Here is a 19,522-nt window from a genome sequence, read left to right as displayed (position 1 = left end):
CGGTCACTACGTCCACTTATTCCGAATCTTCTCGGTTCCCGCCGTCGTAGTGGTGGCCCGTCGTCGGCCTGATCACGCAATACCGTCGTTGAGTGGCTCGGCTGGCCACCGCCCCAATACGGTGAGACGTATGCAACTGGACAGCTCTGCTCCGAATCAGCCGCAGGCTCCGAACCAGCTGGACGTGGCGGTCGTCCAGTTCGCACCGGGCACCGACCCTTCGGCCAATCTGTCGGCGCTGCGCGAGCACGTGCGGGTGGCTGGCGATCGGGGTGCCGCGGTGGTCGTCGCGCCCGAATACTCGATGTTTGCCGTCGGCAGGCTCGACGAGCGGGTTGTGGCCGTCGCCGAACCGCTGACCGGGCCGTTCGTCACCGGCTTGGGTGCGATCGCCCGCGAATTCGGCGTCCATCTGGTGGCCGGAATGGTCGAGCGGGTCGAGGGCGACGACAGCCGGATCTACAACACTCTCGTGGTGCTCGGACCCGACGGAAACCTCGGCACGGTATATCGAAAGGTGCATCTCTATGACGCCTTCGGACACCGCGAATCGGACGTGGTCGCGGCGGGCCCGATAGAGCCGCCCGCCACCTTCGTCGTCGAAGGCGTGACATTCGGCATGCAGACCTGTTTCGATCTTCGCTTCCCGGAAGGCATCCGCCGGGTGGCCGCCGCGGGCGCGCAGGTACTGGTGTTGCCGGCCCAGTGGATTCCCGGCCCCGCCAAGGTGGATCAGTGGACGACGCTGTTGCGGGCCAGGGCCATCGAGAACACCGTGTACGTGGCGGCGGCCGATCAGGCGGCGCCGCGGGGCGCGGGCGCCTCGATGCTCATCGATCCCACAGGTGCGGTGCTCGCCGAACTCGGAGACGAGCCCGGCGTGCTGACGGCGGGCATCGACCTCGCGAGGTTGGCCGAGATCCGCACCACCAACCCCAGTCTTGCGCTGCGCCGGTTCACGATCACGGAGCGTTCCTAGCGTCGATCGGATCGGCACCGGCCGGGACCGCGATTCGCTCGGGGAGAATCGTGCAGCCGTTCAAGGTGACGGGTGAGGTGCAGAAAGCGATCCCGATCCTGTGACGGGTGCGACAGCGTCGCGCAGCGACTCGATGAGGGGTGGTGGTCGGGTGACAGGTGGGCGTAGCGTTTTGATGGATGATCTACACCGATCGGGCCTCGGCCGGTCGCGCGCTGGGTGGGCATCTGGAAAACCTGCACGCGACCTACCCGCTGCTGCTCGGTCTGCCACGCGGCGGCGTTCCGGTGGCCGCCGCGGCGCGCGAGATCATCGGCGGCGACCTCGACATTCTGCTGGTCCGCAAGCTCGGGGTGCCGTGGCAGCCGGAGCTGGCGATGGGCGCCATCGGCGAGGGCGGGGTCCGGGTGCTCAATCAAAACGTGTTGGCGCACATCGGGATATCCCCGCAGGAGTTCGCCGAGATCGAGGACGTCGAGCGCGTTGAGCTGGAGCGGCGCAGGCTGGTGTGGCGCGGCGACACGAAGCCGATTCCGTTGGACGGGCGCGACGTCGTGATCGTCGATGACGGCATGGCGACGGGCGCGACCGTCGTGGTCGCGTGCCGGGTCGCCCGGCTGTATCAGCCCGAGAGTCTCGTGGTCGCGGTGCCGGTGTCGTCGGCCGAGGCGTTGCGCAGGGTCGCCGCCGAAGCGGATCAGGTGGTCTGTCCGCTGGTGCCGCGCACGCTCGGCGGCGTCGGCACCGTCTACGAGGACTTCCATCAGCTCGAGGACGACGAAGTCACGGCATTGCTCGCGTGAATGTGGTTGCGGAATCAGACTTCCGTGATGCCCTTGCGGTGTCGTTGCGCCAGTTCGGCATAGAAGCCGGGGTTGAGCTGAATCCACATCTGCGCCTGAGTGCCTTCGATGGAGCGCTTGACCTCCGCGGGCGCACCTGCCGCGAGCACGCCGTCGGGGATCTCGGTGCCGGGCTGCACCAGCGAGTGCGCGGCGATCATGGTGCCCGCGCCGATCTTCGCCATATCGAGCACCGTGGTGCCATTGCCGACAATGGCTTCCGCACCGACGGATGCGCCGTGAAACACCACGCTGTGTGCGATGGTCGCGCCGGGGCCGATCTCCATCGGCACGTCCGGCGGCACGTGCAGCACCGCGTTGTCCTGGATGTTGGCGCGCTCGCGGATGGTGATCGGCGCCAGGTCCGCGCGCAGCACCGCGCCGTACCAGATCGACGCGCCCGCCTCGACCCGCACGTCACCGATCAGCGTCGCGGTCGGCGCGATGAACGCGGTCGGATCGACCTGGGGCCGTTTGCCTTCGAATTCGTAGAGTGGCATTGATACACCGTAAACCCCAGCCGCGCACGCTGGTTCGATCCGCGCGTCTACCAGCGATCGGCGTACGCGATGGTGCGCTCGGCCGCGGTCACCATCGGGCGCAGCTGTGCGATGAAGCCGTGCGCGGACACCGGGACGAGATCGACGTTGGCGCCGGTGCGTACCGAGTAGCGGCCGTCGTCGCTCACATCGATCCAGCAGAGCACCCCGAACGGACGCAGCTCGCCGTTGGCCTGCCTGGCCGACACCACGAGCTGGCCGATGCCGTCCCTCGGCTGGCGCAGCAGCCTACGGATGCGCGCGGGCACGGTCGGCCCGGCCACCGGCACGGTCACCAGGTCCCTGCTGTCCTCGACGACCCTGGCCAGCGGCGCGGTCAAGCGCGGGACGGTGCCGGGCGGATACTCGGGGAGCATCGAAACGACCCGCGCGGTCAGGCTTTTCACGCTGCCGACGAACAACCGGATATCACCGCCGCGGTCCGGCGTCGCGCCGGGGCGCTGTGCGGCGACCACCGCGACATTGCCCGCCGCCGCGCCGAGCACCCGCACCGGGCGGACCACCGCGTTCGGCTCCTGGCCTGGTTCGCGTTCGCCGTAGACCTCGATGCGCAGCTCCGGTGCGGCGAGCACGCGCAGCGCCGCCTCCAGGTCCGCGTCGAGCACCTGGTCACACCAGGCGGTCAGCGCGGGTAACTGCGCGTCCCGCTCGACGCTGTCGCGCGCGGACAACCGGACGGCCAGCGGATAGGGCATCCGATCACCATCGGTACGCGCCCACGCGAGTGCGAACTGGTCCGGTGTCAGCGTCCAGTTCACTCCAGCTCGGTCCACTCGCCGAGCACCGGCGGCGTGGTCGGATCGATCGCGCCGATCAACTCACCGCCGTTGTCGGAGGGTTCGAGATAGGTGGGGAGGTCGTCGAAGAGGAAATCGTCGTCCTCCTCGTCGTCGTACTGCGCGGTGCGGGCGACCGCCGCGTTCGCGGCCACGCTGGAACCCGGTCGCGGGGTATCGCCCGCCGCGATGGCCCCGCCCATGAGGCCGCCCATCGCGCCGGCGCCGAGTCCGGTGACCGCGTCGCTGCCGCTGTGCTGTGTCGCGCGGCGTTGCTCGTCGCGCTTGCGTTGTTCGTCGGCGGTGGCCGTACCTGCCGTTCCGGGAATGGTCGGCACGGTGACCTGCGGGGTGGATGCCGCGGTGGTCATCGGTGTCGACGGCGTTGCCGCGGCGGGCGTGCTCGGCACCTGGGTGGCCGCGGGTGTCGTCGACAGCGCGGACTCCGTGCCGGCCGCCATGGTGACGGGGGAGAGTGCGGGCGTCGAGGGCGCACCGACGTCGGGAACGACGGGGCTGCTCGCCGGGGTGACGACCGCGGGTTCCTCGGTTTCGGTGGCGGGCTGCTCGGTGGTGATTCGCTCCTCGGTGGTCGTCGCGGCGGCGGGCTGGCTTCCCGCCGCGCCGGTCCCGAGCGGAACCTGCTGTGCCAGTGGCGTTTCCGTGTCGAGGCCCGGCCCAACGAGCTTCGCGGCAGGCGTGCCGCTCGGCGCGGCCTGCTGGTCACCGGTCTGCTGATCGGGGAACGCGGGCACGTCGGTGCCGGTCGGGATGAACACGTCGGTGTAGATGTCGTTCATCGCGCGCACGACATCCTGGCGGCTGTGCTCGGCCGTCTTCTGATCCGAGGCATTGGTGGTGGCCTGCGTCGGATCCAGCAGCGCCGCACCCAGATCGAGTGCGGTCGCCGGCGGCGCGGACACGGCGGACCGCAGCGCCTCGGCCGCGTCCCCGGCTCGGCCGAGCCGTTGCGAAACGACCGCGAGCACGTCCGCGAGTTCCTGCCCGGTCTCCTCGAACGACCGCACCGCCTCGGCCGCGCGGTGCGCACCGCTGCCGCGCCAGCCGTCCGCGATGGCGGCCCGAATCTCGGTGTGCGCCTGGGAGACCGCGTCGGCCAGCCCGGCCGCCGCGTCGCCCCAGGCCTGCTGTCCGCCCGCGAGCACCGACGGCTTCAGCAGTTGGACCTTGTCGTGGATCGTCTTGTGCGGCATGTTGTCGAAGATCTCGACGGTCGGCGCGTACGCGGGGTCGGTCCGCCGCTGCAGGGACCCATCAGCGTTCCTCGGCAATTTACGCATGCGGCACTCCCGCCACGTCGATCCGATCGACCGCCGACGCCAGCGCCTGGTCGGTCCGCTTGTACGCGGCCGCCGCGGCGCGGAAGGTGATGGCGAGTTCTCTGGCGGCTTCGGCGTACTCCCACAATCGGGTCATCGCGCCGTGCGCCTTGTTCTCGAATCCGGCGCGCAGTGCGTCGCCGGAGGCGAACCCGCCGAACCCCGGCAGCGCCGCCGCGGCGTTGAGCACCTTGATCTGTGCCTCGACCTGATCGGCGAGTTCTTCGTAGCGTCGCGCGCAGCGCTCGTGCACACCGTCGGCGACCAGCACGCCGTCGATCCACACCGCGCCTTCGTCGACGGCCTTGTGCAGCGCGGCGGCGGTGACGCCGGGCGCGGCGACGATCGAGAGATCCGGGCTCCCGACGCCAGTGGCGTTCTCGTTCGATGGCACCTCGCCGTCCCCCTTCCTTGTCTGTGGCACCTTCGGCCTCGCCGACGGTGCTCAGTTCACGGGCGTCGCGCCAACCCCACGACCACGCCCTGCGTCCAGTTCACGATGTCGGCGGCGACCTGTGCGTGTACGGGCTCGTGCAGCAGATCGTGTCCGGCGTCGATGTACTCGTGCAAATCTACCGACTCATGCCGCCGAGTCCATACCCTTATCGCATCAATGGGTGCCCTACGGTCTTCGACACCGTGCACCGCGAGCACCGGAAGGCTCGGCGGCAGTGGTGTTCCCGCCGCGCCGCGGGCGCCGCCGCCGAGTGCCCGTTTCGGCACGCCGGACAGGACGAGGCCTGCCACCGCGTCCGCGGGGAGGGCGGGGCGCAGCGGGAGGGCGCGTTCCACCGTCGAGTCGGCCGTGGCCTCGGCCGGGTCCGGCACCGCGGCGCCGAACATGCCGAGCGTGGTGACGGCACCGAGCGAATGCCCCATCATCAGCAACGGTGGTTGCGGTGTGGTCGCGCGCACGAGCTCGACCATCATCAACGCGTCGGCGACCAACTCCGACAGGGTGCCCGGTTTACCCGGATCGCCCTCGCTGAGTCCGTGTCCCGAAGTATCGAGCGCCCACATCTCGATATCGGCGGCCTTCAGCGTGCGCGCGAATCGGTGATAGTGGCCGCTGTGCTGGCCCAATCCGGGCAGTAACAGGACTGTGGCCAGGGAGTTTTCGATCGGCCACCGCCGATAGTGCATCCTGCCGCGCGCGCCGTCGAAATATGGCATGCCCAGATACTGCCAAAGATCCTGCTGCTCAGTGGACTTCATGATTTCCTCGGCTAACGGGGCTAGAATGCCAGCCGATTGCTGTGTCCGCGCGGAGAGTCAGGGGTGCCTGTTGAGAAGAATCCGCCGTCCAGGTGCCCTGCTCTGGCCCGCGCTGTTGGTCGCGTTGGCTTGCACTGCACCGGCCGCCGTCGCGGACCCGAGCGCCGGTGCGGTCGCCGGGTGCGGGCCCGCGTCATCCGCGACCGCGGTGCCCGCCGCGGTACCGATGTACGACTGGTCGGAGAACGTCGGCTATGACGCCACAGGCAATCTCTGGGTCTCCCGCACCTACGGCGGTGTGGTGCAGCGCTATGACCGCTCCGGTGCGTTGACCGCGACCGTGCCGGTGGAATTCCCCGGCGCGGTGCGCAGTGGGCCGGACGGGTTGCTTTATGTCGTCTACGGGGATACGCCGACCAGCCTGGTCCGGCCCGGCGGGGTCGTGCGTTTCGATCCGGCGGCCGCAGACCCGAAGCCGGAGGTCTTCGTCTCGGGCGTGGCCACCATGCCCAACGGCGCCGCGTTCGACGCGGACGGTTACCTCTATCTCGGTGCGTCGTTGTCCGGCGTGATCCGGGTCCGCCCGGACGGCAGCATCGACGACGCGTGGACCGCGCAGGCGCCGAAGACGAGTGCGAACGGCGTCGTCGTCCGCGACCGGGTGCTCTATGTGACGTCCAACGGTGGTCCGCTCGGCCGGATCCTGCGGATCCCGATCGATGCGCCGGGCAGCAGTTCCCCCGTCGCCGACGTGTCGTCGCCGCTGGCCGGTGTGCCGGATTTCACCGATGATCTCCTCGTCGATGCGGACGGAATTCTGTATGTGACTACGGTTTTCGGTCAGCTCGTGCGCGTCGATCCCGCCACCGGGGCGAGCTGTGCCGTGCTGAGCGGCGAGCCGATGACCTCGGTGGTCGCGGTGCCGGGACGGCCAGGCCAGCTGTTGGCGGGCACTGAACGCGGGGCGGTACTGCGCATCCAGCTCGCGTCGTAGCGTTTCCGGCGCACTCGATCGTGTCAGCGGTGTCCGGCGACGGCGCGCTCGATTCGTGCTGACGCCGAGCGCAATTGGTCGATCAGTGCGGCGGGTTCGTGTACCTCGAAGTCGACGCCGAGGGCGATCAGCCGGTGCGCCAACCATTCCGGTGCGTCGTCACGGAGCGCATCGAGTCGACAGGTGTGCTCGTCGATCGCGCGGAGTTCGTCCGGCCCGCTGCCGAGCCGGCCCGCGACCTTTCTCACGGGTGCGTGAATCGTCACCGACAGCCGGAAAGTCGGCGTACCCCAATCGGTTCGACGCCCGGCGACATAGGCCGCGGCGTTTTCGGCGGGCAGCTCGCGCGGGGTGATCCTGGCTGCGGTCGGCTGCGGGTTTTCGATGCGGTCGACGCGAAACATCCGCCAGTCGCTGCGATCCAGGTCGTAGCCGACGAGGTACCAGCGGTGCCTGGCCGGCGCGAGGCCGATCGGTTCGGCGTGCCTGCGGGTCTGCGTTCCCGCGCCGTCGCGGTAGGCGAAACGTACTCGCTCCCTATTGGTTACGGCCGCGGCGAGGGTGGTGAGCACTTCGGGGTCGGCGGTCGGTCCGGTCTCGCTCGGCAGCGCGAGTGCGGTGCCGAGCACCCGGACCCTGCGGCGCAGCTTGGCGGGCAGGACCTGCTCCAGCTTGGTGAGTGCGCGCACCGACGCGTCCTCGATGCCTGCGACGGCGTAACCCGCCGCGGCCCGCAGGCCTACCGCGATCGCGACCGCCTCGTCGTCCTCGACCAGCAGCGGCGGCAGCGCGGAACCGGCCACCAGGCGGTAGCCGCCCGCCGCGCCCATCGTCGCCTCGACCGGATAGCCGAGTTCGCGCAGCCGGTCGATATCGCGGCGCACGGTGCGATCGGTGACGCCGAGACGGTCGGCCAATTCGCTGCCCGGCCACTCGCGCGGTGTTTGCAGCAGTGAGAGCAGTCGGAGCAGCCGCGCCGAAGTATCGTTCATGATCCTCAGAATTCCAGATAACTAGGACACAGGTAGTCCTACATGGCTCCTACCGTGGTCTTCAGTTCAGCAAAACCGGTTAGCCAAGGAGACCCCGATGACCATCGACCGCACCGAGATTCGCCCGTTCCGCATCGACATTCCGCAGGCCGACCTCGACGATCTGCACGACCGTCTCGCCCGCACCCGTTGGTCGGCGCAGCTGCCCGGCGCGGGCTCGGAGCGCGGCGTTTCGGTCGCTTATCTCACCGAGCTGGCCGAGTACTGGCGGACCGGATTCGACTGGCGTGCACAGGAGGCGGCGTTGAACGAGTTCCCGCAGTTCATCACCGAGATCGACGGCCTCGATGTGCACTTCCTGCACGTGCGCTCACCCGAGCCGGACGCGACCCCGCTGATCCTGGTCCACGGCTGGCCGAACACCTTCATCGAGTTCACCAAGACGATCGGCCTGCTCAGCGACCCGCGCGCGCACGGTCTCGATCCGGCGCAGGCGTTCCACGTCGTTGTCCCCTCGGTGCCCGGTTTCGCGTTTTCGGACGGGCCGACCGAACCGGGGATGACGCCCGGCCGGGTGGCCGAGATGTTCCTCGTCCTCATGGATCGGCTCGGCTACGAGCGGTTCGGCGCCCAGGGCGGCGATCTCGGCGCCTATGTCGCCCCCGAGCTGGCGATCGCGGCGCCGGACCGGGTGATCGGAGTACACCTCGATGGCGGCATCGGGATGCCGACCGAGGCGGATGTGCCGACGATGTCCGCGGACGAGCGTGCCGAATGGGATCTGATGCAGCAGTGGATGACCGGCGTCGACCATCACGCCCTGCTGCGCGTCGCGCCGCAGACCTTCGCGCATGCGTGGACCGATTCCCCGGTCGGCCTGCTCGGTTGGCTGATGCACAAGTTCAACGAGTTCACCTACCTCGCCGAACGGGCCGAGGATGTCATGGACCGCGACGATCTGCTGACCAATGTCAGCCTCTACTGGTTCACCAACACGGCGGGGTCCTCGTCCTGGCCGATGTACAACGGTCTCGGTGCGGACGGGCGGTTCGGGTGGCCGAAGGGACAGAAGCAGGTGCCGACCGGTGTCTATGGCGGCGGGTCCGCGCTGATGCGTCGACTTGCCGAGCGCGACAACACGATCGCGCATTGGCCGGAGGGCAACACCGGCAATCACTTTGTGGCGATGGAGAAGCCGCAGATGCACGTCGCGGATATCCGCGCCTTCTTCGCCAAGCTCCGCTGATCCGGAACGAGGCTGTGCGGCACCGTCCTTCGTGGCGGTGCCGCAGTATCAGCTACTCGGCTTGGTGAACTCGCCGTGCACCGCAGCGCCCGCGGGAGCGGTGGGAGTGGTCGGTGCGGCCGCAGCTGGGGCTGGGGCCTGCGCCGGCTCCGGCTCCGGCGCACGAGCAGGGGCCGGGGCGGGTGCTTGCGCCGGGGCAGGCTGCGTCGAGGTGGCCGGTGCGGATTCCGGCAGCGGACCGGTGATGGTCCCATTGGGTCCCGGCGTGACCAGGCCGGGCGCGTCCGTGTTCAACGGCTTGACTTCGGGTGCTGCGGGCTGGTCCGGCACCATGAAGAGGCCGACGGTCGGCGTCATCACGCAGTGCGCGAAGGGGTAGTCGATGATGCCCCACATCGAGGCGATCACGGTGCCCGGTCCGCTGCGCACCGTCTTCGACAGTGAGGGCAGCCCGTATTCGGTGATGTCGTCGAGTGTGTCGATCCCGCTGGCGCCGTTGTTGACGTTCAGCCAGGCCACGGCGAGGCCGGAGGCCAGGGGCGTGCCGGGGTGCGCGGGGGTGGCACTGAACCGCAGGGTGCCCGGCGCGACATTGAGGTCCTGGCTGTTGCCTTCGGCGTCGGTGCTCGCGGCCGCGATGATCGTGGTGATCGGGCCGAGGCTGCCGCAGCCGAAAGTCGGTGCCGCATAGGCGAAGGGGGTGAAGGCCGTGGTGACCTGGCGCAGCGCGGCGACATCGGCGAGCTTGGTGTACTGCGTGAGCGCGGCGACGCCGGTCTGCGCGACCGGGTCGGGGCCTGCGGTCTCGGTGAGATGGGTGAGCGCGGCGTCGACCGGCGATGGCGCGGGATCGGCGGCGGCAGAACCGCCCACGGTCAGTGCGGCGCCGATGCCGAGAGCTGTCATGGCCGTTGCGGCGCGTGCGATGGTCATGCCGTTCACTCGTACTCCTCGATCCCCGAGCCTCTGGGGTCCCCAACCCACGTGCAGCAACGTACCAGTTCGTCAGAAATACCGCCCGGGTAGCCGAGCCGTTCACCTCGAGGTGACCAGGCTACGCGTGTCCTACCGGTGTGATCCAGTCGACAGTGAGAGATTACCGAAGGGTAGTTTGGACGGCGGACGTACGAGACACAGACGGAGCTGCGTATGAAAATAAGCCTGTCCCCCGACGAGGTCGCCTTCCGCGACGAACTGCGAAAGTTCTATCGGACCGAGATTCCCGCCGACATCCGTGAGCGCTTCAAGTACGGCCACGAGCTGTCTCGCGACGAGATCGTCCGCACCCACAAGATCCTCAACGAGCACGGGCTCGCGGTGCCGAACTGGCCGGTCGAGTGGGGTGGCAAGGACTGGACCCCGATGCAGCGCCATCTCTGGCAGGACGAGATGCAGCTGGCCTCGGTGCCGGAGCCGCTCACCTTCAACGCGCAGATGGTCGGCCCGGTGATCGCGCACTTCGGTTCCGACGAGCTCAAGCAGCGCTTCCTGCCTGCCACGGCCGCGCTGGACATCTGGTGGTGCCAAGGCTTTTCCGAGCCGGACGCCGGCTCCGACCTCGCCTCGCTGCGCACCACCGCGGTGCGCGACGGCGATTCCTACATCGTCAACGGCCAGAAGATCTGGACCACGCTCGCGCAGTACGCGGACTGGATCTTCTGCCTGGTCCGCACCGATCCGAACGCGCCGAAGAAGCAGGCAGGCATCTCGTTCCTGCTGTTCGACGTGAAGTCGCCCGGTGTCACCATCCGCCCGATCAAGCTGATCGACGGCGGCTACGAGGTGAACGAGGTGTTCTTCGAGAACGTCAGGGTGCCCGCCGATCAGCTGGTCGGCCAGGAGAACATGGGCTGGACCTACGCCAAGTTCCTGCTCGGCAACGAGCGCACCGGCATCACCGGCGTCGGCCGCACCAAGGTGAAGATCGGCATCGCGAAGGAGTATGCGGCGCAGACCAAGTCCGGCGCCGGAACGCTGCTCGAGGATCCGTTGTTCGCGGCGCGGGTCGCCGAGCTGGAGAACGAACTGCTCGCGCTCGAGCTCACCCAGCTGCGCGTGGTCTCCAATTCCTCGGACGGCAAGCCGAATCCGGCGTCGTCGGTGCTGAAGCTGCGCGGCTCGGAGCTGCAGCAGGCCACCACCGAACTGCTGCTCGATATCGCGGGCCAGGACGCGCTGCCGGTCGGCGCCGACGAGATCGCCTCGCCCGGTTGGGCGCAGCGCAGCGGACCCAGCTACCTGAACTACCGCAAGACAACCATCTACGGAGGCTCCAGCGAGGTGCAGCGCACCATCATCGCCTCCACGATCCTCGGATTGTGAGGCGCCGCCATGGATTTCGATCTCACCGATGAACAGGAAATGCTGCGCGACACGGTCCGTGACCTGCTCGCGCGCAACTATGACGCCGAAACCAGGCTCAAGGTCACCGATTCCGAACTCGGCTGGAGCCGCGAGGTGTGGCAGCAGCTCGCCGAACTCGGCGTGCTCGGGCTGAGCTTCACCGAGGAGGACGGCGGTGTCGGCGCCGGTCCGGTGGAAACGATGGTCGTGCTGGCGGAGGTCGGTCGCAGGCTGGCGCCGGAGCCGATCCTGGACGCGGTCCTGGTGCCCGGCGGCTTGATCGCGCAGGCAGGCACCGCCGAACAGCGCGCGCGGGTGCTGCCCCAGGTCGCGGCGGGCACCACGCTGCTCGCCTTCGCGCATGCCGAGCCCGGCGTGCGCTGGCCTGCCACCGAGCTGGCCACCACGGCTGTCCCGCAGGGTGATTCGTACCTGCTGAGCGGCACCAAGAATCCGGTGGCCCACGGCGACTGCGCCGACCAGCTGGTGGTCAGCGCCGAGCTGCCGGGCGGCGCGACCGGGCTGTTCCTGGTCGACCCGAATGCCGAGGGCGTGCTGCGCAAGTCCTACCGCACGGTGGACGGGCAGCGCGGGGCCCAGCTCGAATTCGACAAGGCCCATGGCGAGCTGCTCGGTGGCGCCGACGCGGCCGATGCGATTCGCGCGGTACAGGCGCTGGCGCAGGCCAGCCTGTGTGCGGAATCTGTCGGCGCGATGGAAGAGGCATTGCGGTTGACGACCGACTACCTCAAGCAGCGCAAGCAGTTCGGGGTCACCCTGTCGAAGTTCCAGACGCTCACCCAGCGCGCGGCGAACATGTATGTCTCGCTGGAACTGGCGCGCAGCATCAGCCTGTACGCCACCGCGGCACTGGCCGACGGTGTCGACGACCCGGTCGTCGGGTCACGGGCCCGGCTCCAGATCAGCCGCTCGGCGCGGCACATCGGTCAGGAGGCCATCCAGATGCACGGCGGCATCGGTGTCACCGCGGAATACCCGGTCGGCCACTATGTGGCCAGGTTGACCGCGATCGAGCGCACGCTCGGTGGCGGTATGGAGCACCTGCGGGTGCTCAGCGCTCGGGTCGGCGAGTACGAGCTGCCTGAGCTGTGAACCGCTGCGGTGGTGCGTGATTCACGCACCACCGCGGGCTCGGGTCAGTCGTGTTCGCCGGACGGCGGCGCCGGGCGCGTCGTCACGGCCGGTTCCGACGTGCTCGGTTCGGTCGTGGTGCGCGGCGTGGTCGGACGTGCCGTGGTGGCGGGCCGCGTCGGCCTGGTCGTCGTTTCGCTGTCGCTCGGTGCCGGATCCTCATGGGGGGCAGGCGCGGTCGACTCGCCACTCGGCGTCGGTTCCCCCGAGGTGGTGGTGGCGAAGCCGGTGAACGGGGTCGCGTGCGGCGCCTGGTACGGGGCGATTTGCCAGGTCGGCGACGGTGGGATCAGCACCGCCGCGGTCGTGGTCACGCCCTCACGGGCGGCGGCGGGCGCGATGTACGGGTCCGACTGCAGCGGCGGGGGGTCGACGTGGGTGTCGTTCCTGCCGATGCCGCAGGCGCCGATGAGGACGAGTCCGAGAGAGACCGCTCCTGCGGCAATCGCTGGACCGGCGATCTTGGTCCGGGGATGCTCCATCGGTGACACTCTCCTCGTTCGAGTGCGCATCACCTTACTCGAGCACGGCCGACCGAGCCAGGCGAAGCGGTCGCCTGTGATGCGCATAATGGACGTATATAAAACACTCGCAATTCAGATATCGAATTGGTCACTTCGGCGTGTCGCGGGCACGTGTCGCTGTCATGCGGCCCGTCGTAGTCGTAGCGTGTGAGCAAAGTTACGCGTGAGACGCCTGTACCCAGATGAGAGAAGCGTTGTCTGATGAACGCGGCAGTGGTTCTCTGATCGGCGTCATCGAGGAGTTGATGATGGGAGCTTACTCGACAACGTCGCAGCAGGAGTCGTCCGCGGCCGCGGAAAATGCGGTGTCGGCTACTTCGCAGCATCTCGTGTCGAATCGGTCAGCGCGCACGCTGTCCACGATCATTTCGCGGACACTGGCCTGGCTTATTTTCCTCGGCGGCATCGTCGGGGCTGTCCTCGGCATCGCAGGCCTGCACGTCGAAATCACGGTCGCCGGACTGATTCTCGCGTGCACCGCAGGGTTGATCCTGCTCAAGCTGCGCAGGCGCGACGGCGGCGGCAACGAAACCGAGTAGGGCGCGCCGCGCTTTCGACGCCTACCGTGATGATCTATGAGGATCGAGATCACCACGGACGCGACCGAGTACCGCTCGCGCACCGAGCAGTTCCTGCTTCGTGATCCGTTGCGGCACACCGTGATGACCACGAGCATCGCCACTCACGTGGCCGGCCTGCAAGGCGCGGTCGGCACGCCGCACTTCCTCTCCTTACACGCCGACGACGGGTCCGTGGTCGGCGCCGCGATGCGGGTCGATGGCCGGGACACCTATCTAGGCGAACTCCCTGACGGCGGCGCGGTCGCGGTGGCCGATGCGCTGGCCGAGGTGGTCCCGGAAAGCGGTGGGGTAGAAGGCATCATCGCCGACGCCACCGCCTTCGCCGAGCGCTGGAGCGCGCTGCGCGGTGTCGGCTTCCACGAGTCCTACACCACCCGGCTCTACCGGCTCGGCGCGCTGCGCGTTCCCGATGTGCCGGGAAGTCTGCGCCGGGCAACAGAATCCGACGCCGCGCTGTGCGTCGAATGGGCAGCGGCGATGCGCATCGAGACGGGGATCTCGCCGCGCACGCAGGACGAGTCGGTCATCCGCAACCGGGTCGCGGCGGGCTTCCTGTGGTTCTGGGAACGCGATGGTCGTCCGATCAGCATGGCGTCCAATCAGATTCCGGTGCACGGCTGGTCCCGCATCAGCATCGTGTACACCCCGCCGGAAGAGCGTGGGCGCGGCTACGGCAGCGCGGTCACCGCGCACCTCGCGCAGCTGTTGCGTGCGGACGACCTGAACGTCTGTCTCTTCGCCGACATGGCCAACCCCACCACCAGCAAGATCTACCAGGCCATCGGATTCCACCCGACGCACGAATTCGTCCACCACGCCTTCGATTAGGCGCGGGCTCAATTCAGCGGTGCGTCCGTCCACCACTGCATGAACTCGGCGTCGGTGGCGATGAAACCGGCGCTGTACATCAGGATCGACGCCCGCTGCGGGTCCGCCGTGAACGCGGTGACCATCCGCGGGCGCAGCCGATTGCTGTTGCGCAGTGTGTAGTTGGTGTATTCGTGTCCGTGGTTGGTCGCGGTGCTCCGGTCGTTGGCGGGCAGCCCGTCGAGCGCGGACTGCGCCTCGGCGGGGGAGGCGTAGAGGTAGAAGGCGAAGGCGGCCTTGTTCGGGCCGCCGAAGCACCGCCACATGACCACCCAGGTGCCGAAGGTGGGATCGTCGTGTTCGGTGATGGCGTCGCTCGGCTGATAGGCGAAGCAGCCTGCCTTGTTGTAGCCCGTGCCGGACTGGACCAGCTGCTGCGCAGTGGTTTTGGGCAGCATGCCGGGGAACTCGCTGCCGAGTTTCGCGGCGTTCGCGCCGACGACGGCGCGATCGGCGGTGGTCGGTGGCGCCGAGGTAGTGGGCGCTGTGGACGCGGCGACACTGGTCGCCGCGGTGGAGTTCGCTGTGCTGGTGTTCTGCGCACGGGTCGTGCTCGAAGGCTGGGTTGCGCCGGGTGTCGGGGTTTTGGCCACCGAGAACGCGACGATCGTGCCGACGAGACCGACGGCAAGGACGATGCCGACGGCCGCACCGACCGAGGCCCGGCGGCGCGAGCGCCGAACCGGCGCGGGGCGGCGGTAGTCGAGAGGTGTTTCGGGCGAGGCGTATTCGGCGCTCCGCTGGTGCTGCGGCATCGACGACTGCTGTGGCATCGACGGCTGCTGCGGCATCGACGGCGGCCGCGCGAGCGACGGCTGCTGCTGCGCTATCGGCGGCGGCGTGAACTGGGCAGACGCGAACTGCGCAGGCACCGACTGCGGCGGCGCGGTCAGCGCGCGCACCGCGGCGTCGGCGAATTCGACGCAGGAACCGAACCGCTCGTCGGCCCGCTTCGCCATCGCCTTGGCCAGCACCGCGTCCAGCGCCGTCGGCAGGCCAGGCCGCAGCCTGCTGACCGATGGCGGTGGCATCATCATGTGTGCCTGGATCACCGCGACCGGATTGGTCGCTTCGAACGGCACGGTGCCGGTCAGCAGCCGAAACAGCGTGCAGGCCAACGAGTATTGATCCGACCGGTGATCGAGCACCGCGCCCGACAGCTGCTCCGGTGACGCGTAGGCCAGCGTGGCGGTGAACGTGCCGGTCTGGGTGAGTCGTCCGGTGTCGTCCCGGAAGCGGGCGATGCCGAAATCGGTGAGAAACACCCGCTGATCCGGGCCCCCGCTACCCTCCAGCAAGATATTGGCCGGCTTCACATCGCGATGCAGCACGCCGTTGCGGTGCGCGAAGTCGAGCGCCTTGGCGGTCTCGGCGATGATTCGCACGGCACGCGACGGCGGTGACGTCGTCGCGTCCACCGCGGTGGCGTCGGTGCCGTCGATGTACTGCATCGAGATCCAGAGCCGCTCGTCTTCGATGCCACGGTCGAACACCGTCACGATGTTCGGGTGGTCCAGTCGGGCAACCAGGTCGGCCTCCCGCTCGAAGCGGGTGCGAACTTCCTTGTCGCCGAACAGTTCCGGGTTCAGCAGTTTCATCGCGGTCAGCCGAGGCAGCCGCGGATGCCGTGCCAGGTACACCGATCCCATGCCGCCCCTGCCTAGCAGGCGTTCGATGGTGTACCCGGCGAATACTTCTAGCATCGCGTAGCGATCCGATCAGGGGTGGTGGCCGGGTGACGGGTGGGCCCGGTGTCCAGCATCTGCTAGTTCAGCGGCGCCGAGCGCCACCAGCGCAAGGTCGCGTCGAGGGAGCCGGTATCGCTGGTGTACATCACGTACTGGGCGCGGTCGGGGTCGCCGGTGAACAGGGTGACGATCTTGGCCCCACTGGACTCGAATTTGTAGTTGGTGTAGGACTTTCCGCCGTTGGTGTCCATCGATTTGGTGTTGTTCGGCAGCTTGTTCACCACCGCCTGCGCGTCGGCGGCGGACTGGTAGACGTAGATGCGGTAGAACGGATCCTGGCTCTCGCCGCCGCCGTAACAGCGCCACTGCCACGCCCATTTGCCGAAGTCCGGGTCGCCTGCGCTCGGATCGGGCACGTAGCTCGTTCCCGTCTCCCAGCACTTGGCGCCGTTGTAGCCGACCTCCTGGGACTTGCTGGTCGGCACCATGCGCGGGAATTCGGCACTGATCGAGTCCGCGGTCGCGGGCACCGTGGTGCCCGGCGCGGACACGCTGGTCGTCGGGCCGTCGGTCGTCGTGCTCGAGTCGGAGAGCGCGCCGATCAGGCCGAGCGTCACCAGGATCAGGATCACGCCTGCGAAGCAGATGGCGATGATGATGCCGACATTGGACTTCTTCGGCGGCTGTCCGGTGGCGCTCGCGTGCGACCTGGGTGGCGGCGGTGGCGTGAAGTGCGGTCCGGACTGCGGGCCTTGGTACGGCGCGGTCGGCTGATAGCCGCCGGGCTGCGCCACCAGGGTGGCCGGCGGCGGTGTCGAGTACTGCGGTCCCGCAAGGTGATTCGGGCCGCTCGTCGGCTGGCCGTAGGGCGGCGGTGTGCCCATCACGTGGTTCGGCGGCCCGGTGGTCGGTCGCGGTCCCGTGGTCGGTCGCGGTCCCGTGGTCGGTCGCGGTCCGGTCACCGGCGTCGGCGGCGCGGTGAACGGACGCGGCCCGCCGACCACCGGAAGCGCGGGGGCGCTCGGCGTGGTGAGCGCCTGTCTGGCGGCGGCGGCGAACTCCGCGCAGGTGGGGTAGCGCTCGTCAGGACGCTTCGCCATCGCCCTGGCCAGCACGCTGTCCAGCGCGTAGGGCAGGCCGGGACGGTGGCTGCTCAGTGCGGGCGGCGCGCCTTGCAGATGTCCCTGGATCACCGCGGCCGGGTTGGTCGCCGAGAACGGGCCGGTGCCGGTGAACAACCAGAACAGCGAGCATGCCAGCGAATACTGGTCCGACCGATGGTCGAGCGCCGAGCCGGTCAGCTGTTCGGGCGACGCGTACGCCAGCGTGGCGGTGAAGGTGCCGGTCTGGGTGAGGTGGCCGGTGTCGTCGCGGAAGCGGGCGATACCGAAGTCGGTGAGATACACCCGCTCGCCGCGGCCACTGCCCGACCTGGCCAGCAGGATGTTCGCCGGCTTGACGTCGCGATGCAGCACGCCGATGCCGTGCGCGTAATCGAGTGCGTCCGCGGTTTCCTTGATGATCTGCACCGCCCGCTCGGGCGGCAGCGTTTGCGGTTGCACCGAGGCGGCGTCGATCCCGTCGATGTACTGCATCGAGATCCACAGCTGTTCGTCGTCGAGCCCGCGGTCGTAGACCGTGACGATGTTCGGGTGATCGAGCTGGGCGACCAGATCCGCCTCCCGTTCGAACCGCGCCCGCACCTCCTTGTCGAAGAACATCTCCCGGTTCAGCAGTTTGAGCGCGGTCAACCGCGGCAGCCGAGGATGTTTCGCCAGGTAGACCGAACCCATGCCACCGCGACCCAGTTGCCGCTCGATGACATAGCCGGCGAAAACATCACCGCTGGCCAGCATGTCTGCTCCACTTCCCGCCGCGCGCCGGGACCCACCGACGAACAGGCGCACAGCATAAGAACGCGTGATCGGGCACGGGCCGGACCACGGAAAACATCGAAACCATAGCAGTAGTTACCGGCGGTTCGGTCGCCGGTGAAAGCAGGGTAATCGCAGCAACATTCGATAGCGAGACGCTATTGCTCGAGGCTGTGGTGCTTGCTGCCGTCATGGCGCCGAACCAGGGCGGCGGTGCAGGTCGGGCAGCTCGATGGTGCCGGGGCGCAGGCGGTGCCGCGGCGGCAGGAAGCTAGGCGGCGGAACCGATCTCGGTCGCGGCGGCGTGGATGTCGTTGGCGGCGGCGTCGATTCGGTGGCCGCGGCGACGGCGTTGTCGCCCTGCACAGGGGCATCAGGTTGGTGCCCGTTTCGCTGCGGGCCGCCGGTCGCGAGGGCATGCCGGGCGGCCGCAGCGAACTGCGCGCAGTCGTCGAACCGGTCGGCGGGCCGCTTCGCCATCGCTCGCGCCAGGACCGCGTCCAACGCCGATGGCAGACCGGGCCGCACTTGGCTGAGCAGCGGCACCGGCGCATACAGATGACTGTTGACCACCGCGACCGGATGCGCGCCTGGGTAGGGCGCGGCGCCGGTCAGCAGCCAGAACAGCGTGCAGGCCAGCGAGTACTGGTCGGCCCGGTCGTCCAGCGGGTGCCCGGTCAGCTGTTCCGGTGCGCCGAACGCCAGTGTCGCGGTGATCGAACCCGACGAGCTCAGCGTGCTGTCGCTGCCGCGGACGCCCGCGATGCCGAAATCGGTGAGCAGCACCCGTTCCGGCTGCCCGATCGGCGCTTTCGCCAACAAGATGTTGGCGGGCTTGACGTCTCGGTGCAGCACCTGATTCGCGTGCGCGAAGTCGAGCGCGATCGCGGTATCGCTGATGATCTGCACGGCGCGGCCCGGCTCGAGCACGTTCACATCGGCGCAGGAGGCGTCCGCGCCAGGCACGTACTGCATCGAGATCCACAGCTGCCGATCCTCGGCGCCACGATCGAACACCGTGACGATGTTGGGATGGTCCAGCTGCGCCGCGAGGTCGGCCTCCCGCTCGAACCGGCGGCGGATCTCCAGCTCGGTGTAGAGCTCGGGCTTCAGCAGTTTCAGCGCGGTCAGCCGCGGCAGCCGAGGATGGCGGGCCAGGTAGACGGTGCCCATGCCGCCACGGCCGAGCACACGCTTGATGACATAACCTGCGAAGACATCGCCGGGATGCAACACGGTTTTCACCCCCTCATCGGGTACGGCGCGCGGATACTTACCGATGTATCTCGTGGGGCCGACGGGATGCAACAGGTCCCGCGCCGCATCCTTCGAATGCTGTCGGTGGTGGTCGTTAAGCTGGCCCCTATGCGCATTGGAGCACAGATGCCCCAACACCGCAGCTTGACCAGGCCCTTTGGGGCATTTTGTGTTGTCTAGCAGGGTGTTTCGCACTCGGAGAAGTTCCCAGTCGTTCCCGGAAACTCCCGCAGATTCCCCGGTTTTCGCAACCAAAGTGGCACCCAAAGTAACCCTCAGATGCCCGGCAGTT

The 19,522-nt window shown here is 68.5% G+C and carries 19 protein-coding genes; 8 read left to right on the top strand and 11 right to left on the bottom strand.

The window, feature by feature from the left end:
* The first annotated feature begins 130 nt into the window (after nucleotides 1–130).
* Both ACGFNJ_RS08775 and ACGFNJ_RS08770 read left to right on the top strand, forming a co-directional pair.
* A complete protein-coding gene (locus ACGFNJ_RS08775) occupies nucleotides 131–979 on the top strand; it encodes a carbon-nitrogen hydrolase family protein (protein WP_393445027.1) in 849 nt (282 codons plus the stop codon).
* Nucleotides 980–1,158: 179 nt separating this feature from the next.
* Nucleotides 1,159–1,782 carry a phosphoribosyltransferase gene (locus ACGFNJ_RS08770; RefSeq protein ID WP_393445024.1) on the top strand — a complete coding sequence of 208 codons (624 nt, stop codon included), beginning with the start codon at nucleotides 1,159–1,161 and terminating at the stop codon, nucleotides 1,780–1,782.
* Nucleotides 1,783–1,796: 14 nt separating this feature from the next.
* On the opposite strand, the gene ACGFNJ_RS08765 is transcribed toward ACGFNJ_RS08770, so the two are convergent.
* Genes ACGFNJ_RS08765 through ACGFNJ_RS08745 form a run of 5 tightly spaced genes read right to left on the bottom strand, consistent with a single transcriptional unit; the run spans nucleotide 1,797 to nucleotide 5,712 of the window.
* A complete protein-coding gene (locus ACGFNJ_RS08765; protein WP_393445022.1) occupies nucleotides 1,797–2,321 on the bottom strand; it encodes a gamma carbonic anhydrase family protein in 525 nt (174 codons plus the stop codon).
* Nucleotides 2,322–2,368: 47 nt separating this feature from the next.
* The gene (locus ACGFNJ_RS08760) at nucleotides 2,369–3,139 is read right to left on the bottom strand and encodes an ESX secretion-associated protein EspG (RefSeq protein ID WP_393445020.1); all 771 of its coding nucleotides are present in this window, start codon (nucleotides 3,137–3,139) and stop codon (nucleotides 2,369–2,371) included.
* A complete protein-coding gene (locus tag ACGFNJ_RS08755; protein ID WP_393445018.1) occupies nucleotides 3,136–4,458 on the bottom strand; it encodes a hypothetical protein in 1,323 nt (440 codons plus the stop codon). Before ACGFNJ_RS08755 ends, ACGFNJ_RS08760 begins: the two co-directional genes overlap by 4 nt.
* On the bottom strand, nucleotides 4,451–4,891 hold the full coding sequence (locus ACGFNJ_RS08750; RefSeq protein ID WP_393445016.1) for a hypothetical protein: 441 nt from the start codon (nucleotides 4,889–4,891) through the stop codon (nucleotides 4,451–4,453). The genes ACGFNJ_RS08755 and ACGFNJ_RS08750 overlap by 8 nt, the downstream gene beginning before the upstream one ends.
* A 56-nt stretch (nucleotides 4,892–4,947) precedes the next feature.
* On the bottom strand, nucleotides 4,948–5,712 hold the full coding sequence (locus ACGFNJ_RS08745; RefSeq protein WP_393445014.1) for an alpha/beta hydrolase: 765 nt from the start codon (nucleotides 5,710–5,712) through the stop codon (nucleotides 4,948–4,950).
* A 70-nt stretch (nucleotides 5,713–5,782) separates the two neighbouring features.
* Here ACGFNJ_RS08745 and ACGFNJ_RS08740 point away from each other — a divergent pair, with 70 nt between their 5' ends.
* The gene (locus ACGFNJ_RS08740; protein ID WP_393445012.1) at nucleotides 5,783–6,706 is read left to right on the top strand and encodes an SMP-30/gluconolactonase/LRE family protein; all 924 of its coding nucleotides are present in this window, start codon (nucleotides 5,783–5,785) and stop codon (nucleotides 6,704–6,706) included.
* A 23-nt stretch (nucleotides 6,707–6,729) separates the two neighbouring features.
* Here ACGFNJ_RS08740 and ACGFNJ_RS08735 read toward each other — a convergent pair whose 3' ends face one another.
* Nucleotides 6,730–7,698 carry a helix-turn-helix transcriptional regulator gene (locus tag ACGFNJ_RS08735; RefSeq protein ID WP_393445010.1) on the bottom strand — a complete coding sequence of 323 codons (969 nt, stop codon included), beginning with the start codon at nucleotides 7,696–7,698 and terminating at the stop codon, nucleotides 6,730–6,732.
* Nucleotides 7,699–7,795: 97 nt separating this feature from the next.
* Here ACGFNJ_RS08735 and ACGFNJ_RS08730 point away from each other — a divergent pair, with 97 nt between their 5' ends.
* Complete coding sequence (locus tag ACGFNJ_RS08730; RefSeq protein WP_393445007.1) at nucleotides 7,796–8,944, top strand: epoxide hydrolase family protein; 1,149 nt, start codon at nucleotides 7,796–7,798, stop codon at nucleotides 8,942–8,944.
* A 48-nt stretch (nucleotides 8,945–8,992) separates the two neighbouring features.
* Here the strand turns inward: ACGFNJ_RS08730 and ACGFNJ_RS08725 are convergent, their stop codons facing one another.
* Complete coding sequence (locus ACGFNJ_RS08725) at nucleotides 8,993–9,877, bottom strand: hypothetical protein (protein ID WP_393445005.1); 885 nt, start codon at nucleotides 9,875–9,877, stop codon at nucleotides 8,993–8,995.
* A gap of 216 nt (nucleotides 9,878–10,093) precedes the next feature.
* On the opposite strand from ACGFNJ_RS08725, the gene ACGFNJ_RS08720 reads away from it, so the two are divergent.
* Nucleotides 10,094–11,266 (top strand): acyl-CoA dehydrogenase family protein, encoded by a 1,173-nt coding sequence (locus ACGFNJ_RS08720; protein ID WP_393445003.1) that lies wholly within the window; start codon nucleotides 10,094–10,096, stop codon nucleotides 11,264–11,266.
* 9 nt (nucleotides 11,267–11,275) lie between these two features.
* Nucleotides 11,276–12,400, top strand: a complete 1,125-nt coding sequence (locus tag ACGFNJ_RS08715; protein WP_393445000.1) for an acyl-CoA dehydrogenase family protein — start codon at nucleotides 11,276–11,278, stop codon at nucleotides 12,398–12,400.
* Nucleotides 12,401–12,444: 44 nt separating this feature from the next.
* Here ACGFNJ_RS08715 and ACGFNJ_RS08710 read toward each other — a convergent pair whose 3' ends face one another.
* Nucleotides 12,445–12,921 carry a hypothetical protein gene (locus tag ACGFNJ_RS08710; protein ID WP_393444998.1) on the bottom strand — a complete coding sequence of 159 codons (477 nt, stop codon included), beginning with the start codon at nucleotides 12,919–12,921 and terminating at the stop codon, nucleotides 12,445–12,447.
* Nucleotides 12,922–13,157: 236 nt separating this feature from the next.
* Here ACGFNJ_RS08710 and ACGFNJ_RS08705 point away from each other — a divergent pair, with 236 nt between their 5' ends.
* Together ACGFNJ_RS08705 and ACGFNJ_RS08700 are read left to right on the top strand one after the other, a co-directional pair.
* The gene (locus ACGFNJ_RS08705) at nucleotides 13,158–13,502 is read left to right on the top strand and encodes a hypothetical protein (RefSeq protein ID WP_393444996.1); all 345 of its coding nucleotides are present in this window, start codon (nucleotides 13,158–13,160) and stop codon (nucleotides 13,500–13,502) included.
* Between the two features lie 36 nt (nucleotides 13,503–13,538).
* A complete protein-coding gene (locus ACGFNJ_RS08700) occupies nucleotides 13,539–14,372 on the top strand; it encodes a GNAT family N-acetyltransferase (protein ID WP_393444994.1) in 834 nt (277 codons plus the stop codon).
* 8 nt (nucleotides 14,373–14,380) lie between these two features.
* Here ACGFNJ_RS08700 and ACGFNJ_RS08695 read toward each other — a convergent pair whose 3' ends face one another.
* From ACGFNJ_RS08695 to ACGFNJ_RS08685, 3 genes are all read right to left on the bottom strand, one after another.
* On the bottom strand, nucleotides 14,381–16,114 hold the full coding sequence (locus tag ACGFNJ_RS08695) for a protein kinase (RefSeq protein WP_393444992.1): 1,734 nt from the start codon (nucleotides 16,112–16,114) through the stop codon (nucleotides 14,381–14,383).
* A 62-nt stretch (nucleotides 16,115–16,176) separates the two neighbouring features.
* A complete protein-coding gene (locus ACGFNJ_RS08690; protein ID WP_393444990.1) occupies nucleotides 16,177–17,955 on the bottom strand; it encodes a protein kinase in 1,779 nt (592 codons plus the stop codon).
* Between the two features lie 207 nt (nucleotides 17,956–18,162).
* Nucleotides 18,163–19,218, bottom strand: coding sequence for a serine/threonine-protein kinase (locus ACGFNJ_RS08685; RefSeq protein ID WP_393444988.1), 1,056 nt, complete (start codon nucleotides 19,216–19,218; stop codon nucleotides 18,163–18,165).
* Between the last annotated feature and the right edge of the window lie 304 nt (nucleotides 19,219–19,522).

The organism is Nocardia sp. NPDC049149 (assembly GCF_043197455.1).
In the GTDB taxonomy this organism is placed as follows: domain Bacteria; phylum Actinomycetota; class Actinomycetes; order Mycobacteriales; family Mycobacteriaceae; genus Nocardia.
The sequence above is the reverse complement of the archived record's forward strand: the minus strand, read 5'-3'. Positions and strand labels throughout refer to the sequence as shown.